Source organism: Arthrobacter terricola (assembly GCF_004354015.1).
Classification (GTDB): Bacteria; Actinomycetota; Actinomycetes; order Actinomycetales; family Micrococcaceae; genus Arthrobacter; species Arthrobacter terricola.
This window is the reverse complement of the sequence record NZ_SMRU01000004.1, coordinates 73084-88917: the sequence shown is the minus strand read 5'-3', so window position 1 is coordinate 88917 and position 15834 is coordinate 73084. Positions and strand designations below refer to the sequence as shown.

General features: G+C 62.2%; 15 protein-coding genes. 9 read left to right on the top strand and 6 right to left on the bottom strand.

The features are described 5' to 3' along the window. Positions 1–60 precede the first annotated feature (60 nt). Entirely contained in the window at positions 61–567 is a 507-nt protein-coding gene (locus E1809_RS04580; protein WP_133203049.1) for a DUF2004 domain-containing protein, read from the bottom strand. A gap of 51 nt (positions 568–618) precedes the next feature. After that, the gene (locus E1809_RS04575; RefSeq protein WP_133203048.1) at positions 619–1596 is read right to left on the bottom strand and encodes a LysR family transcriptional regulator; all 978 of its coding nucleotides are present in this window, start codon (positions 1594–1596) and stop codon (positions 619–621) included. A 524-nt stretch (positions 1597–2120) separates the two neighbouring features. Here E1809_RS04575 and nrdH point away from each other — a divergent pair. The 6 genes from nrdH (at position 2121) to E1809_RS04545 (ending at position 7767) form a co-directional block, all read left to right on the top strand. Continuing rightward, positions 2121–2363, top strand: a complete 243-nt coding sequence (gene nrdH, locus E1809_RS04570) for a glutaredoxin-like protein NrdH (protein ID WP_133203047.1) — start codon at positions 2121–2123, stop codon at positions 2361–2363. 92 nt (positions 2364–2455) lie between these two features. After that, positions 2456–2926 (top strand): class Ib ribonucleoside-diphosphate reductase assembly flavoprotein NrdI, encoded by a 471-nt coding sequence (gene nrdI, locus E1809_RS04565; RefSeq protein WP_133203046.1) that lies wholly within the window; start codon positions 2456–2458, stop codon positions 2924–2926. 11 nt (positions 2927–2937) lie between these two features. Next, positions 2938–5085, top strand: a complete 2148-nt coding sequence (gene nrdE, locus E1809_RS04560) for a class 1b ribonucleoside-diphosphate reductase subunit alpha (RefSeq protein WP_235835435.1) — start codon at positions 2938–2940, stop codon at positions 5083–5085. A gap of 121 nt (positions 5086–5206) precedes the next feature. Then, on the top strand, positions 5207–6181 hold the full coding sequence (gene nrdF, locus E1809_RS04555; RefSeq protein WP_120521948.1) for a class 1b ribonucleoside-diphosphate reductase subunit beta: 975 nt from the start codon (positions 5207–5209) through the stop codon (positions 6179–6181). A gap of 106 nt (positions 6182–6287) precedes the next feature. After that, positions 6288–6857, top strand: coding sequence for an isochorismatase family protein (locus E1809_RS04550; RefSeq protein ID WP_133203045.1), 570 nt, complete (start codon positions 6288–6290; stop codon positions 6855–6857). A gap of 52 nt (positions 6858–6909) precedes the next feature. Then, positions 6910–7767, top strand: a complete 858-nt coding sequence (locus E1809_RS04545; protein ID WP_133203044.1) for a prephenate dehydratase — start codon at positions 6910–6912, stop codon at positions 7765–7767. An 18-nt stretch (positions 7768–7785) separates the two neighbouring features. Here the strand turns inward: E1809_RS04545 and E1809_RS04540 are convergent, their stop codons facing one another. The 3 genes from E1809_RS04540 to E1809_RS04525 all read right to left on the bottom strand — a co-directional run bounded on the left by E1809_RS04540 (position 7786) and on the right by E1809_RS04525 (position 12842). Beyond that, the gene (locus tag E1809_RS04540; RefSeq protein ID WP_133203043.1) at positions 7786–8280 is read right to left on the bottom strand and encodes a DUF2087 domain-containing protein; all 495 of its coding nucleotides are present in this window, start codon (positions 8278–8280) and stop codon (positions 7786–7788) included. Between the two features lie 681 nt (positions 8281–8961). Continuing rightward, positions 8962–10869, bottom strand: coding sequence for an HNH endonuclease signature motif containing protein (locus E1809_RS27305; protein ID WP_235835434.1), 1908 nt, complete (start codon positions 10867–10869; stop codon positions 8962–8964). A gap of 1082 nt (positions 10870–11951) precedes the next feature. Then, positions 11952–12842, bottom strand: a complete 891-nt coding sequence (locus E1809_RS04525) for a ribonuclease Z (protein ID WP_133203042.1) — start codon at positions 12840–12842, stop codon at positions 11952–11954. A 95-nt stretch (positions 12843–12937) separates the two neighbouring features. On the opposite strand from E1809_RS04525, the gene E1809_RS04520 reads away from it, so the two are divergent. Further along, complete coding sequence (locus E1809_RS04520) at positions 12938–13591, top strand: DNA alkylation repair protein (RefSeq protein ID WP_133203041.1); 654 nt, start codon at positions 12938–12940, stop codon at positions 13589–13591. Here E1809_RS04520 and E1809_RS04515 read toward each other — a convergent pair. Beyond that, a complete protein-coding gene (locus E1809_RS04515) occupies positions 13580–14740 on the bottom strand; it encodes a PDDEXK nuclease domain-containing protein (RefSeq protein WP_133203040.1) in 1161 nt (386 codons plus the stop codon). The genes E1809_RS04520 and E1809_RS04515 overlap by 12 nt on opposite strands. Positions 14741–14947: 207 nt before the next feature. Here E1809_RS04515 and E1809_RS04510 point away from each other — a divergent pair, with 207 nt between their 5' ends. Both E1809_RS04510 and E1809_RS04505 read left to right on the top strand, forming a co-directional pair. Continuing rightward, positions 14948–15142 carry a DUF1918 domain-containing protein gene (locus E1809_RS04510; RefSeq protein ID WP_133203039.1) on the top strand — a complete coding sequence of 65 codons (195 nt, stop codon included), beginning with the start codon at positions 14948–14950 and terminating at the stop codon, positions 15140–15142. A 111-nt stretch (positions 15143–15253) separates the two neighbouring features. Next, positions 15254–15805 (top strand): DedA family protein, encoded by a 552-nt coding sequence (locus E1809_RS04505; RefSeq protein WP_133203038.1) that lies wholly within the window; start codon positions 15254–15256, stop codon positions 15803–15805. Positions 15806–15834: the final 29 nt, after the last annotated feature.

The window sequence follows — 15834 nt, the reverse complement described above, 5'->3', positions numbered from 1 at the left end:
TCACCTCAATGGTGACCGGCCGCAGTCGTTATTTGCTCTTCGATCCCGTTTTGGGTCCGCCTACGACTCCCAGACGATTTCGTCGTCTACGACGCCGTCTTCATCGGCCGAAACCACCAGCAGTTCGTCGGTGAATCGCGAACCCAGCGTGAAATCGAGGACAAAATAGCGTTCCGGCTGGCCTGGATAGATCGCCACGTGGCCGAGTTTGAGGGCCTTGAGGAAGACCTCGTTGGTCAGCTGCGTTTTGTCCCGCACGCCGAAGACCGCTTCCAGTTGCTCTTCCTTGAGCTGCGTGGAGTGGAAATGGAGGAACTGCTGGGAGTTGGTGCCGTCCTGGCCCAGCTCGTCGGCGATCATGTCCCGGACTTGGTCCACCAGCTCTGGGAGGTAGCCCAGGCGGTAATCCACTTTGTGGAGTGCCTTCTCGTCAAAGTGATCGTGCGCTGTGACGTTCAGGTCCAGTTCGAGGGGATTTCCTGCGAGCTCGTGTGAGGCCACATAACAGTGCTCCCGCCCGTGGTTGAGCTCGATATCCCCAAAATGTTTGCTCGCAACCTTGCTCATGTCTTCAAGATAATCCCAAACAAGCGGCGTGTTCCACCTTCCTGGAAGATTTCAGGTAAGCGGTTTTGTCGTTGACTTTTGGCGGGTTTTGGGCGTCGTCGCCGCGACTCCGGCCCGCACGGCCGATGCGCTTCCGCGAAGCGTGTCGGCGAGCAGCTCCGTGAAGAGCTGAACATGCGCCGTGCGTTTCTCGTTGATGAGCAACGCGAACACGTTCCGGGCCAGCCGGATGTCCGGAACGTCGAGGAGCACGACGCCGGGCGGCCGGTTCCGCAGTGCCAGTTCCGGCACCAGCGCGGCGCCGAGGCCGGCCGCGGCCATCTCGAGGCTCGCGTGGAAGTCGTCGCTGTACGCCACCACGTGGGGGTGGAGGTTGCAGCTCGCGAAAAGGCGCTCGATCACCACTGCATCGCTCGTGCCCGGATGGTGGATGATCCAGGGCATGTCCGACAACTGGGATGCCTGCATTTCCGCGTCTTCCCGGATTCCCCAGGATGCGGGGAGCACAACTTTGAAGTCGTCGTCGCCGATCCATTGCCGTTCGAGGGTGTGGGGCCAGGCAAGCCCCGATTGGCCCACCTGGTAAACCAGGGCGAGGTCGAGGTCGCCGCCGGTGCGCAGCCCCTGGATGGTCTGGACCGGTTCCGCCACGGACACGCGGAGTTCAATTCCCAGCTTCTTCCAGCGCGGATTCCGGAGGATGTCCGGCAGGACATATGTGGCGAGGCTCGGGAAGATGCCCACCCGCAGCTCCTGAACTGGGGAGTCCGTGCTCCTTGAGGCGGCGGCCAGCAGAGTTTCGACGTCGGTGAGCACCTTGGTGGCGTGCCTCACCATGGTGAAAGCAGCTTCGGTGGGAACCACGCTGCGGGCGGAGCGGTGGAAGAGTTCGACGCCGGTATCGCGTTCCAGCGCAGCCATCTGTTGGGAGACGGCTGAGGAGGTATAGCCGAGGCGCGTTGCGGCCGCCGCGAATGAACCCAGGCGCGTGACCTCAAGCAGCGTCCGCAAGTGGAGGAGGTTGACCATCAGTGTTCCTTAGGCTCGTTGCCGGTCGAATCCGTGCCAAGCCAGCATAGCGGTGTGAATTGCATCTCTGATGGTGTTCCCGCCATCCCCGCGAGTGTGCCGCAGACCTCATCGGAGCGCTGCTTGAAAGGTGGCGCGACACGCCGGGAACCGGGCGACACGCTGCCGATTAAATGTGGCTAAGTACTCCACAGGGTGTGGATTTCGTCTCCGGATTTGGCGGATTTCCGGACATTTTTGACCCCTCGGCCTGTGGACTACCGGTGTGTTAAATGACATACTTGTAATACATCATCTTGGGGGTCCGCAGAGGCGCTTGCACTACATGTAGTATCGACTGTACGGATTGAGCGGGAAACCAGCGCAAGACACGAAGCGCTGGAAGCGCTAGACGGAAACAGCGCAGGACGTAATAGAGCGTTTGGTTGCCTCGGTGGCCAGCGGGCCGGTATCGGAGACGGAACAGTTCCGGTCGGGGCCTGCCAATACGAAGAGTTAAGACTTCAACTAAGGGGACAGGGACCATGACTGTAACGGTGTACACGAAGCCGGCCTGTGTTCAGTGCAACGCAACCTACCGTGCACTTGATAAGAAGGGCATTGCCTACCAGAGCGTTGACATCTCCCAGGATGCCGAGGCCCTTGAGCGCCTGAAGGCCCTTGGATACATGCAGGCTCCCGTCGTGGTGACCGAGCAGGACCACTGGTCAGGATTCCGTCCGGACAAGATCGAGGAACTGGCTCAGGCTGCCGCGTCCGTGGCCTAGCCTTTTTCAAGCCGGGCCTCCATTCAAGACCGGGCGCAGGCGGCACGCAACGCACGGATTAGCATTTCAAAGTAGTAGTCGAGGTGACTCCCATGGCAGCGCTGGCAACAGCATCTGCGCAAGGACACGCTGAAGCGGTCAGTACGAGGAGTCACCTCATCTACTTTTCCTCCACATCTGAGAACACCAAGCGCTTCGTCGAGAAGCTTGGCGTTGACGCGGCACGCATTCCGCTCCATGCCAAGGACGCTCCGCTGCTCGCACTCGAGCCTTTCGTCCTGGTTCTGCCTACGTATGGTGGTACCAACGGTGAAGGGTCGGTGCCCAAGCAAGTCATCAGGTTTCTGAACAACCCGCGGAACAGGGAACTGATCCGCGGAGTGATCGGAGCAGGAAACACCAACTTCGCGGACAACTATTGCGCAGCGGGAGACATCGTCGCCGCCAAGTGCAAGGTGCCGCATCTTTACAGGTTTGAACTCATGGGGACGCCGGAAGACGTCGTTCGGGTCAATCAAGGATTGGAAACGTTTTGGACACGACTGTCGCAGAAACAGAAGTAACGAAGGGCGCTGTGGACACCACTAAGGCCAAGAAGCCGTTGCCGGAGGCCTACAAGGGCCTTGGCTACCATGAGCTCAACGCAATGCTGAACCTCTACGGCGCCAACGGAGAGATCCAGTTCGAAGCCGACCGTGAGGCCGCGCACCAGTACTTCCTGCAGCACGTCAACAACAACACGGTTTTCTTCCACGACCTCGAAGAAAAGCTCGACTACCTGGTCAAGAACCAGTACTACGAGCGCGAGACCCTCGACCAGTACACGATGAACTTCATCCGTGACCTGTTCAACCGCGCGTACAAGAAGAAGTTCCGTTTCGAGACCTTCCTTGGCGCCTTCAAGTTCTACACCTCCTACACGCTCAAGACGTTCGACGGCAAGCGTTTCCTGGAGCGCTATGAGGACCGTGTCTGCATGGTCGCCTTGCACTTGGGCCGTGGAAACGAAGAGCTCGCCACGCGTCTGGTGGATGAGATCATCGAAGGGCGCTTCCAGCCGGCGACCCCCACGTTCCTCAACGCGGGAAAGGCGCAGCGTGGCGAGCTGGTTTCGTGCTTCCTCCTGCGCATCGAAGACAATATGGAGTCGATCGCGCGCGGCATCAACTCGGCGCTGCAGTTGTCCAAGCGCGGCGGCGGTGTCGCCCTTTCCTTGACGAACATCCGTGAGCACGGCGCGCCGATCAAGCAGATCGAGAACCAGTCCTCCGGCGTCATTCCCGTCATGAAGCTCCTCGAAGACAGCTTCTCCTACGCCAACCAGCTCGGTGCCCGACAGGGCGCGGGTGCCGTGTACCTGCACGCTCACCACCCGGACATCTACCGCTTCCTGGACACGAAGCGCGAGAACGCCGACGAGAAGATCCGCATCAAGACGCTGTCCCTCGGCGTCGTGGTTCCGGACATCACCTTCGAACTGGCCAAGAAGAACGAGGACATGTACCTCTTCTCGCCGTACGACGTCGAACGCGTCTATGGTGTGCCGTTCTCGGATGTTTCGGTCACCGAGAAGTACTACGAGATGGTGGACGACTCCCGGATCAAGAAGACCAAGATCAACGCCCGCGAGTTCTTCCAGACACTTGCGGAGATCCAGTTCGAGTCCGGCTACCCCTACATCATGTTCGAGGACACTGTGAACCGGGCCAACCCGGTTGCCGGCAAGATCACTATGAGCAACCTGTGCTCGGAGATCCTGCAGGTTTCCACGCCGTCCATCTACAACGAGGACCTGACCTACGAGACCGTGGGCAAGGACATCTCCTGCAACCTCGGTTCGATGAACATCGCCAAGACCATGGATTCCCCGGACTTCGGCCTCTCGATCGAGACGTCCATCCGGGCCCTGAGCGCCGTTTCGGACATGTCCTACATCAACTCGGTGCCGTCCATCGCGCAGGGCAATGCCCAGAGCCACGCGATCGGCCTTGGCCAGATGAACCTGCACGGCTACCTTGCCCGCGAGCGGGTCCACTACGGTTCCGAAGAGGGCCTGGACTTCACGAACATCTACTTCTACTCGGTGCTGTTCCACGCGCTGCGTGCCTCGAACAAGCTCGCCATCGAAACAGGCGAGCGGTTCGGCGGCTTCGAGAACTCCGCCTACGCAAGCGGCGAGTTCTTCGACAAGTACACCGAGCAGGAATGGGCTCCGGAAACCGAGCGTGTGCGCGAGCTTTTCGCCGGGATCGACATCCCCACGCAGGATGACTGGCGCGAGCTGAAGGCTTCCGTTATGGAGCACGGCATCTACAACCAGAACTTGCAGGCCGTACCGCCCACCGGTTCCATCAGCTACATCAACAACTCGACCTCCTCCATCCACCCGGTTGCCTCGAAGATCGAGATCCGCAAGGAAGGCAAGATCGGCCGCGTCTACTACCCGGCGCCGTACCTGACGAATGACAACCTGGAGTACTACCAGGATGCGTACGAGATCGGTTACGAGAAGATCATCGACACCTACGCCGCTGCCACGCAGCACGTGGACCAGGGCCTGTCCCTGACCCTGTTCTTCAAGGACACCGCCACCACGCGCGACATCAACAAGGCTCAGATTTACGCCTGGCGCAAGGGCATCAAGACGCTCTACTACATCCGCCTCCGCCAGCTCGCGCTGGAAGGGACCGAGGTTGAGGGTTGCGTCAGCTGCATGCTGTGACAACCGATTTAGGTTGATGAATTGCGGCAGCCGCCGCGCCCTAAAACTGAAGAGTACGACGCCGGGTGAGCGCCCGGCGTCGTACGCTTACCTTAAAGAACACACACCTTAAGGGGACGAAATGACCGAGAAGGTCAAGCTGCTCAGCCACGTCGAGGCGATCAACTGGAACCGCATCCAGGACGATAAGGACGTGGAGGTCTGGAACCGGCTGGTCAACAACTTTTGGCTGCCGGAGAAGGTTCCGCTGTCCAACGACGTCCAGTCCTGGCACACGCTGACGCCGCAAGAGCAGCAGTTGACCATGCGGGTGTTCACGGGCCTGACCTTGCTCGACACCATCCAGGGCACTGTCGGCGCGGTCTCCTTGATTCCGGACGCCCTGACCCCGCACGAAGAGGCTGTCTACACGAACATCGCCTTCATGGAGTCGGTGCACGCGAAGTCGTACTCGTCGATCTTCTCCACTCTCTGCTCCACAAAGGAGATCGACGACGCATTCCGCTGGTCCCTCGAGAACGAGAACCTGCAGAAGAAGGCCCAGATCGTCATGGACTACTACCAGGGCGACGATCCCCTGAAGCGCAAGGTCGCATCCACGCTCCTGGAATCGTTCTTGTTCTACTCCGGCTTCTACCTGCCCATGTACTGGTCTTCCCGTGCGAAGCTCACGAACACGGCAGACCTTATCCGCCTGATCATCCGCGACGAAGCCGTGCACGGTTACTACATCGGCTACAAGTTCCAGAAGGGCCTCGAGAAGGTTTCCGAGGAGAAGCGCCAGGAAATCAAGGACTACACGTTCGAACTCCTCTTCGAGCTGTACGAAAACGAGGTCCAGTACACCCACGACCTCTACGACGGCGTTGGCCTGGCCGAGGACGTCAAGAAGTTCCTGCACTACAACGCCAACAAGGCACTCATGAACCTCGGTTATGAAGCCATGTTCCCTGCGTCGGTCACGGACGTGAACCCGGCAATCCTCTCGGCGCTGTCCCCGAACGCCGACGAGAACCACGACTTCTTCAGCGGCTCCGGCTCCTCTTACGTGATTGGCAAGGCAGTCAACACGGAAGATGAGGACTGGGAGTTTTAGCTTCTTTCTTTGGATGATGGCGGGCAGCGTTGCTGCCCGCCATCTGTTTGCCGCCTCAACTACTCAACCTCGGTCTTAACTACCGCCGCCTCTCGAAGGAGTCTCCATGAGCATCGAACTTGAGCAGGTACCTGCCCTTGTTGTCATCGACCTGCAGTCCGGCATTGTCGGTCAGCCCGCTGCGCACCCGATCGACCAGGTCATCAGGAATTCCGCGGACCTCGCTGAGGCGTTCCGGGCGAAGGGTTTGCCCGTTGTGCTCGTCAATGTCGATGCCACGGCACCCGGCCGCACTGAGCGGAGCAAAGCACTGGGCCGGTCCGGTCCGCAGTCATTGCCGGCTGAGGCCACCGTTCTCGTTCCGGAGTTGAACCAGCAGCCGAGTGACATCACCGTCACGAAGAGGACTTTCGGTGCCTTCTTGTCCACCGATCTCGATGCGAAGCTCAAGGGAGCCGGGGCCAACCAGATCGTGCTGACCGGGGTCTCCACCACTTCCGGTGTGGAGTCGACAGCCCGCTCGGCATACGAGCTTGGTTACCACGTTGCCTTCGTGCTGGACGCGATGACTGACGGTAATGCCGAAGCGCATGAGGCGTCAGTCAAGCACCAGTTCCCGAAGCTGGGGGAGCTCGGGACCACCGCCGAGGTGCTGGAGGCATTGGCTGCCCGCTGACCCGTTTACGACATAGTTGGGCCGCCAAGCGGCGCGTGAAACGATGGGCAGCATGACCCAGATGATTGCGTACCAAGGAGAGCCCGGGGCCAACTCGGATATGGCGTGTAGGGAAATGTTTCCCGATCTCGGGAGCGTGCCTTGTGCCAGCTTTGAGGACGCGTTTGAACAGGTCTCCGGAGGGTCCGTGGATTTGGCCATGATCCCGATCGAAAACTCGATCGCCGGCCGTGTCGCCGATATCCACATCCTGCTTCCGCAGTCCAAGCTGCAGATTGTTGGCGAGTACTTCCTGCCCATCCGTTTCGACCTTCTGGGCATACCGGGAAGCACCATCGAAGACGCCACCGAGGTGCACAGCCACATCCACGCCCTCGGCCAGTGCCGGCGGATCATCCGCCAGGCAGGCTTGAAGCCGGTTATTGCTGGAGATACCGCCGGCTCTGCCCGGGAGGTTCGTGACTGGAACGATCCCCGAAAGCTCTCGCTGGCTCCGCCCCTGGCAGCCGAGCTGTACGGGCTCGAGGTGCTGGCGTCCAGCGTCGAGGACGACCCCACCAACACCACCCGCTTCGTGGTCTTGGCGAGGGAAGGAGACCTTCCCTCGAGGGACGAGCTCACTGGTCCAGCGATCACGAGCTTCGTTTTCAGCGTCCGAAACGTCCCGTCCGCCTTGTACAAGGCGCTGGGCGGTTTCGCGACTAACGGCGTCAACATGACCCGTTTGGAAAGCTACATGGTGGGCAACGAATTCACCGCTACCACCTTCATTGCCGACGTCGAGGGCCACCCCGAGGACCCACGTCTTCGGCGGGCCCTGGAAGAGCTGGAATTCTTCACCACGGACATTCGGATTCTCGGCGTCTATGCCGCTGATGCCTACCGCGCCCGGCAATCGGCGAGTGTGTAGGGGATTGTGGCAAGCCGCTTACGGTGCCATCTTCCGTGAGTACGACGAGCCTGACGGTGTCCGATCCAATAATTCGAAGTCGATCAGGTAGCGGCGCAGCATGACGACGTCGTCGGTGTAGCCGAGGAGCCGTTCGTTCACCTGCCTTTCGGTCAGGTGTTCTCCGGGGCTGAATGCTTCACTGACGATCCGGGCCAGCAGTTCCCGTCGTTCGCCCATGTTGGCTGGATACCTCTCGATTCTGCCCAGCCGCATGAAGCGGTCCAACCCCGTCTGGGCGTGGCGTCTGGGCTGCTGCGTGAGCAGGTCGCGAAAGATTGCCTCGGACGCCGCTAGTTGGTTCCCTGCCTTCCGTTCGATGAGTCCGGATTCGAGCAGGAGGGCGGTAGCTTGGTTTCGACGACGGTCGCTCAGCCTGCTTCCGTGCGGACCGCCGGGGATGTCGGGGACTTGCGCGCCGAGCACTGTTTCTGCGTAGACGATGCGCGCGTCCTTATTGGCGAGGGCTGACATCACTCTCCGCCAGTGTGGACCTCCCGGCTCGGTTCGTCTGGTCACAACGCTGTCCTCACGACTTTTTGCTTTGTTATTTTCTTTTGCTGCCGCGGCACTTGGCCCAATCTATTGGGCCCGAGGAGAAAATCGTAGTCTGGCCCGGGCTTCGTGGACAGGCCTTGTGGGCCGTCGCCGCCTGTGAGCAGCGACAGGTTTGCGTCAACAGCTGAGGCCGGTTGGGCGGCGGCGCCGGGGCACGCTCACTGGATGCCACCGTGCTGGGTACTGCCGGACGCCGAGATCTTGCCATCTTGTCGGCACCCCATATCCTCACCGGCGTGGCGATCATAATGGCTCGGTCCACGATGAATCGCGACCTCTTCGGTCCCGGGCGGACGGCTCAGTGCCCGACGACGGTGCGTGCGTTGGGTTGTTGTCTTGCGGTTGTTCTGGTGTCGGTGCCGCTGTTTGTGGCCGGGGTGCTGGGGATTGAGCCTACGTTCTGGGTACGGTCACCATTTCCGCCGGGTCTGCCACTCACGGCGCAGCCCACGTTCACGGCTCAACGCACGTACACGGCGCATCTGCCGTTGCAAGACGCAGCCCGCATTCAGGAGTATTGCCCTAGCTCTGGGCCCGACGGCGGCAGCCGAGTTGGTTTGTTGTCTTGCGGTTGTCGGTGTCGGGGTACTGCGTGCTTTAGGCGGTTTGGATATAGGCGTGGTCCCGAATCGGGTCGTCGATGGGCGCAGGGTAGCTTGGCAGGGCTTCGTCTTCGGGTAAGTCGTGGTGGTCTGATTCGGGCCAAGGGTGTGCAGAGATGAAAGCGCGCCAGTCCGGCAGCGGGTCCGGGGGCAGCTCCCGGTCTTGCTGCAAGTCAGGGTCTTCGGGCAACAGGTCCTCGGGCAGATTCGGATCGTAACCAGGCACTGCTTGGTACGGCAGGTCCGTGTCCGGAGAGATCGCCGAAGAGCCGTCCCGGCCTGGGGATGGGTTCCGGTGGGTGATGGTGCCGGGGAGGTGGGGTGGTTCCCAGTCTTGGTGTTCGCTGGAGTATTGCCGTCCGGTGGGTGAGGTCCAGCCGGGCGGGCGGTGTTTGTCCGCGCCGGTCGGTGTCCAGGCGGTGCCGTGTTTGAGGCGGTGGTGTTTCGGACAGGGTTGGCCGAGGTTGCTGATCCCGGTCGTTCCGCCTTTCGCCCAGGCGAGCAGATGGTCGGCTTCGTTGTCCGGGGACTGGTTGCCGCAGCCCGGGAACGGGCACTTGCCATCACGGAGCCGCAACCATTGCCGCATCGCCTTCGTCAACCGGTAACTCGTCCGCCCGATTTCCAACGGCGCACCGTCTCGCGGATCGGTCAGGACCCGGTAAAACGACCCCGCCCCGCCCGCGACCAATTCCCTGGCCATCGACGGCGGGATCGGCCCGTACCCGTCCAGCATCGCCGCTTCCTCCGTAACGCCCAGCAACGAGAGCACCGGCACCGTGACCAGCACCTGGGCCTGCGGCACCGGAACCGCACCGAAAGGCATGCCGCCACTAGAAGCGGCCTCGAGCGGCACGACATCGGGAATGACGTCGGCGCCGACGGGAAGTCCGGGCACGGTGTCGGGGAGCCTTGGTCCGTTGCGGAGGATATCGGCGTCGCCGGTTTCGCGGTCGGGAAGCCGAAGTACGCCGTCGTCGTCAGGTGCCTCCGGGTTGCCGGGCACGGCTAAACCAGTGGTGCGTGCGCTGCCGGGCACGGCTACACCAGTGGTGGGCGCGCCGCCGCGCACGTGAGCACCAGCCGAGGGCGCGCCGCCGCGCACGGCTACACCGGTGGTGGGTGCGCTGCTGCCCTTGACTCCGGGACCGCCGTCGGGCAGGCCACCTAAGCGGGGTAGTTCGTTGGTGGTGAGGAGCCAGGTGGCGGTGATGTCGGCGCGGAGTTGGGCCAAGGTGCGGGGTTCGTCGGGGCCTTGGCAGGCGCGGGCGGCGGCGGTGGTCCGGTTCCAGATGCCGGCCGCGGTCCCGGCCGGCAGGTAGGCCGAGAGCCAGGCCATCCCGTCGGCGTCGGGGACGTATTCGACCCTGCGGTCGCGGGCGCTTTTGGCGTGACGTTCTTCGATGCTGTCCCGGTGGTGCCGTTCCCGCCACGTACGCACCTTGGACCGGAATCGTGCCGGCACCAGTTCCCCGGCCGTGCACCCTAGGGCAGGGGTGTCCGGGTGCAGGAAATGCTCCTCCAACGCTGCCGTTCCGGCACAGTCCAGGGTCCCGGTTTGGTCGATAATGATGCGGGCATGCTGCCAGGAAATTCTCCCGGCACCCAACGCGGCCGCGGTCAACGGCAGCCCCGTCAGGGCGTGGGCGTCCCCGATCAGTCCGGACGCGGTGCGTTCGGACACGGTCAGCACGCACGCGACTTCGGCCACCACGGACAGTTCCTGCGCAGTCGCCTCGGTCGGGGAGCCTGCGGGCGGTGCCAACGCCGTGGCCGCGTTCACATACTGCGTGAGCAGCCGGGCCTTTAACGCCGCCGTCCTGGCCTCCAAACGCGCCACCTCTGCCAACGCATCCAGACACCCATCCGCCACCACCCGCAACGGATCAGAATCGTCCGACACCTCAACTCCCGCACGGGAAGACTCCGGACCAGCGTCCCCGGAAGGTTTCAGGCCTTGGGGGCCGGCACCGAAAGTCTCCGAGCCCAGGGCCCCGGATGGGCCAGCGTCACCGGAAGGCTCCAGGCCCTGGGGACCAGAACCGGTCCCGGCTGGCTTAACCGCATCGGTTGGTTCAACTGCACCACTTGGTTCAACCGCGCCAGCTGGTCCCGAACCGCTGACCACGCCGTCGGGACCAGCCACCCCGCGGTCGCCGACTACCCCGTCAAGACCGGTCACGTCCTCAAGACCAGCCCCGCCCCACGGACTGGTCCCGCCCGTCACGAGCGAAGACAGCACAGCAACGGACGCCGCAACAGCCCCAACTGCCGCCGCGCCCTCCGCGCTCCACGCTGCCCCTCGATCCATACTCCAAGCCTGCCAAAGGGGTACGACATTATTAGCCACCTGCTCGATCCCCAGCGAAAAGCCGGACAGATCCCGTTATCCACTTTCGCGATATGAGTCCACACCAGGAATGGCCGCCCCGCTCCTGACCTCTTTTGACCAGACCTCGACGGCGGCGCGCCGGTAAACCACGGGTTGTCGGACGTTCGCGGACTCAAGAGGGTCAGGAACAGAGGCCGCCACTCAACCTCAACCGAAACGAGCAGCTAAGCTGACATTCCCCGGTCAGCGCATCAAACTGCTTCGATGAAAGAAGGACAGTCCACTATTGCGGGATACAGGAGTCGGCCGCGGAAGGCCTTGGCCCACCAAAGAGCGGCTCGTGCCAACGACGTCGATGGTATTTTCTCGTACCGCAGATGTAGCGGCCCGCAGGATCTCGCGTCCAACAAGCCGCCGCACAAAAGCAGCACAAGAAATGGGGGGCCGGCGGCGTCTGGGGTAGAGAGCCCCGAGCCCCGGGCTCCAGGGGCCCTCCCGCCGTCGGCCCCGTCTTTGCCGGTCCCGTAGGGCCGGTAGCTCATCGACTGCCGGATGTTCTATTAGTAATATTCAACCGCGAACGCGGCTCCATCGCACGAGTATCGCCTACCTGTTTTCCGGCTGCCGTTCACCTAAGCGGACTTTCCTCCCAGTTAAGTTGACCTTTGCCGCTTCGGGAAGGGGATCCGGTCAAAATCGTTCGCGGCCACCACCGTGGTTGCTCCAGCGCGTGCCCTGGCCTGTTCGGCGAGCACTCCGACGTCGGGGTAGCGCGACGAAAAGTGGGTGAGGACAAGCGCGCCGACGCCGGAAGTGGCCGCCAGAGCGCCGGCCTGCCCGGCGGTGAGGTGGCGATAATGCGCTGCGAGTCCGGCGTCGTCGTCGCTGAAGGTGGACTCCGCGACTAGGAGGTCGACGCCGTCGGCCAGCTCCTCGGCGCCGGCGCAAGGTTCCGTGTCCATGACGAAGGCAAAACCCTGCCCGACCCTCGGAACGCTTACATCCTCCAAACGCACGCCACCCAAGCTGCCTTCGCGCTGCAAGCGCGCGATGTCGGGTCCCGTGATCCCGGCAGCTGCCAACCGCCCGGGGAGGAGGCGCCTGCCAGCGGGCTCGGTCAGCCGGTAACCGAAGGCTTCGATCCTGTGCAGGAGGGGTTGCACTTCCAGTCCGGGGGCGATTTCTCCCGCGCCGCCATGCGGATGGAGCCGGAGGTCCAGGCCCGGGGTCGCGACTGAGAGCAGCGCACGGATCGCGCCCTCGCCGGAGGCCGGATAGTGCAGGTGGACTGGGTGTTGCACTCCGTCCAAGACCATGCGCGACACCACTCCGGGCAAGCCGAGGCAATGGTCGCCGTGGACGTGGGTGATGCAAATGTGTGTGATCTTGTTCGACGAGACGCCGGCATGGATCATTTGGCGCTGCGTTCCTTCGCCGGGGTCGAAGAGGTAACCATCGCGGTCCCAGATGAGCACATAGCCATTCTGGTTGCGCTCCCGGGTAGGAACGTGGGAAGAAGTGCCAAGCACCACGAATTCGCGCATGGAGTCGAGTCTTCCACTGCTTGGTGCGCGTGTCCCGGCCTCTCCATCTACCGGCCAATTCGTTGAGCCAGAGCCAGCTGCGAAAGAATGTCTGCATGAGTGAGGCCGCTGAGTTCATCGATGAGACTTTGCAGAGGGAAAGCTCGTGGCTCCGGGCTGAAGAAACCGAAGCTCGGCTCGGGGCGGACCTCCGATTCTATGGATCGTCGGTAGGCGCCATTCGCGGAACCGTGCGGGACGCGCTACGGCGCCACCCGGACCTCACGCACGATGACGTCACCATGCTGAGCTCGGAACTGTGGGAGCCTCCGGTTTACGAGCGTCGGCTCGCGGCGGTTGTGCTGTTGCAGTCCAAAGTCCATTTGCTCAATAACAGCGACCTGACACGCCTCGAGGGATTTGTCCGCGAGGCGCGCGTCCGCGAACTCGTGGATCCCCTCGCGGCGGATGTGATCGGACCCTTGATCGCCGGGCTGGAAGGTCAAGCGAAGTCCCGTGCTGAGGGCGTCCGGCAACGTTGGTTGACCGGGTCCGACAAGTGGCTGCGCCGCGCGGCGCTGATGTCGCCCCTGGCCGGCCTCCGAGCCGGAGGAGGGGACTGGGATGCCTTCGTCAAGGACACCTCCTCGGCGCTCGATGCGGCCCGGGGCAGCGAAGACGAAGCGGAAGTCCGAGACGCAATTTCCACCATCTTGGCTGAATTGGCGAAACGCCGACCGGAATTGCAATTTCCTCCGTCAGTTGCGTGAGTTGCGGCTTGTTGTTGAGTCGTGCAGCGGAGGGCCGCCGGCCAGCTCGGCTTCGATGAGTTCGATGCTGGGCAGGTTGGAAGCGAATTCCTCCGGCATCGACTCCATGATTTCGGTCTTCCACTCCGAGACTCCGATCGGCATGGATGTAGTTCGCAGGGCATATTCAGCTACCAGGCTGTCCTTGGATTTGCACAATAGGAGCCCGATTGTCGGTTTGTCGTCCGGGTGGGCCAGCAAATCGTCCACGGCTGCCATGTACATCCCGAGCTGGCCGAGGTATCCCGGCTTGAAGTCCGTGGCCTTGAGTTCGATCACCACGAAGCAGCGGAGCTTGAAGTTGTAGAAAAGCAGGTCCGCGAAGAACTCCTGGTCATTGATAAGGAGGCGAACCTGGCGCCCGACGTAGGCGAAACCGTGCCCGAGTTCCAAGAGGAATTTCTCAACGTGCTTGACCAATTGCGATTCCAATTCACGTTCGTTGCGCCGGTCCGTCATGGCTACAAAGTCGAACACGTACGGGTCCTTGGTGGCTTCCTGCGTCAGATCGGAATCGACAGGCGGCAGGGTCGCGCCGAAGTTGCTGATGGCCTTGCCTGAGCGTTCCATGCGTTTTGTCTCGATGTGGTGGACCAGCACGTTCCGTGACCACCCGTGCTCGACGGCGGCAGCTGCGTACCAGAGGCGGCTTTCGGGATCGCTGAGCTTCTGGATCAAGGAGATCTGATGGATCCAGGGCAATTGTGCAATGCGTTGCACAATTGCATAGTCCGGCCACGCTTCGGCGAATGCGCGCATGTATTTGAGGTTGCGGGGAGAAAATCCGGCAGCCCCGGGGAACGCGGACTGGAGGTCGGCGGAGAGCCGGTCGATGACTTTTGCACCCCACCCCTCACTGCCTTGCCGATCGAGAATGAGCTTGCCGATGGCCCAATTGGTAGCGACGAGTTCGCGGTTGACGGCGGTTGTAGCCGCGCGCCGGCCAAGCTCAACCCTTTGCGAGATGGAGCGGAGTAGCTCGTTGTACCACCCGGGCATGGTGCTTTTTGCCGGAGTGCACGGAAAAGAAGCGCGCCCCGAATGCTTGCGCGTGCCTGGCCCGGTGTCCACCTCGGTAGACGGGCTGCTCTGCGCCCCTCGACTCGACATGCTGCTCTCCCTCCTCGACCTGTTGGCCTTGTTCGATCACGGTTGGTTCCGGAACTTCCGAATGCTGTTCTTGAAGTTAGCGAGGGGGTCGGACATTGAAGGCAAGGGACCATCAGCGCAGGCAGGACAAGTCCTGCACAATAGGTCAACGCGCCCTGTTCCTTCTCCGGGCCGGGACTCGTAGTCTGATCCTGGGAGGTGGTTCCTGTGGAAGCAGCCCAGGGAGATCGCATCATCATTCATGGCAGGACGGTCGGCGCGTCGGACCGGCACGGAGAGATCATCGAAGTCCGTGGTGACAACGGTGCCCCGCCGTATTTCGTGCGCTTTGACGATGGCCACGAAACCATCCTGTATCCGGGAGGCGATTTCAGCATCGATCACTCAAGCCGGACAGGCTAGGGAACGGGCGGCAGGATAGGGAAGCAGCCCGCCAGGCCAAGGCCCAGGCCTGCGTCCGGCAGTGAGGTAAGGTAAGACTTACTTTGCTTATGACACCGGGGAGGGCGGCGCGTGGACCAGATCCTGGACTTGCCCTTTGAAGCGGCACTCGCAGCCCTCTTCGGGGTGGTGATGGTTCGCGTCAATGCTACGTATTGGATCGGCAGGGGCGCGGCAGCGGGCGTCGAACGCACGCGGTTCGCCGCGGCGTTGAAGCGCCCCCAAGCAGCCAGAGCCCAAGTCCTGATACAGCGCTTGGGTCCCTACGCCGTCGTACTGACGTTCCTGACAATCGGACTCCAGACCGCCGTCAACTTCGCGGCCGGTGCCGCGAGGATGCCGCTGCGGCGTTACCTCCCCGCGGCAATCGCAGGCTCAGCGATTTGGGCGTTCGTCTACGCCACGATCGGGCTTGCGGCCATCGATGCTTGGCTCACAGTCATGGCGGCCTCGCCACTGACTGCACTCATTCTCGCCCTTGCACTTGTAGGTATCGTCCTTGGAGCGGTTGTTTGGCGCAGGCGGCGGACAGCCGAGGTTCGGGGACAAAGAATCCCGGAACAGGCAAAACCGGAACAGGACCTCCGGGGGGATACAGTGGCTCCAGAAGATACAGTGGTCTGAGTTTCCACTTCCGGCCAGCGAAAGGGCGA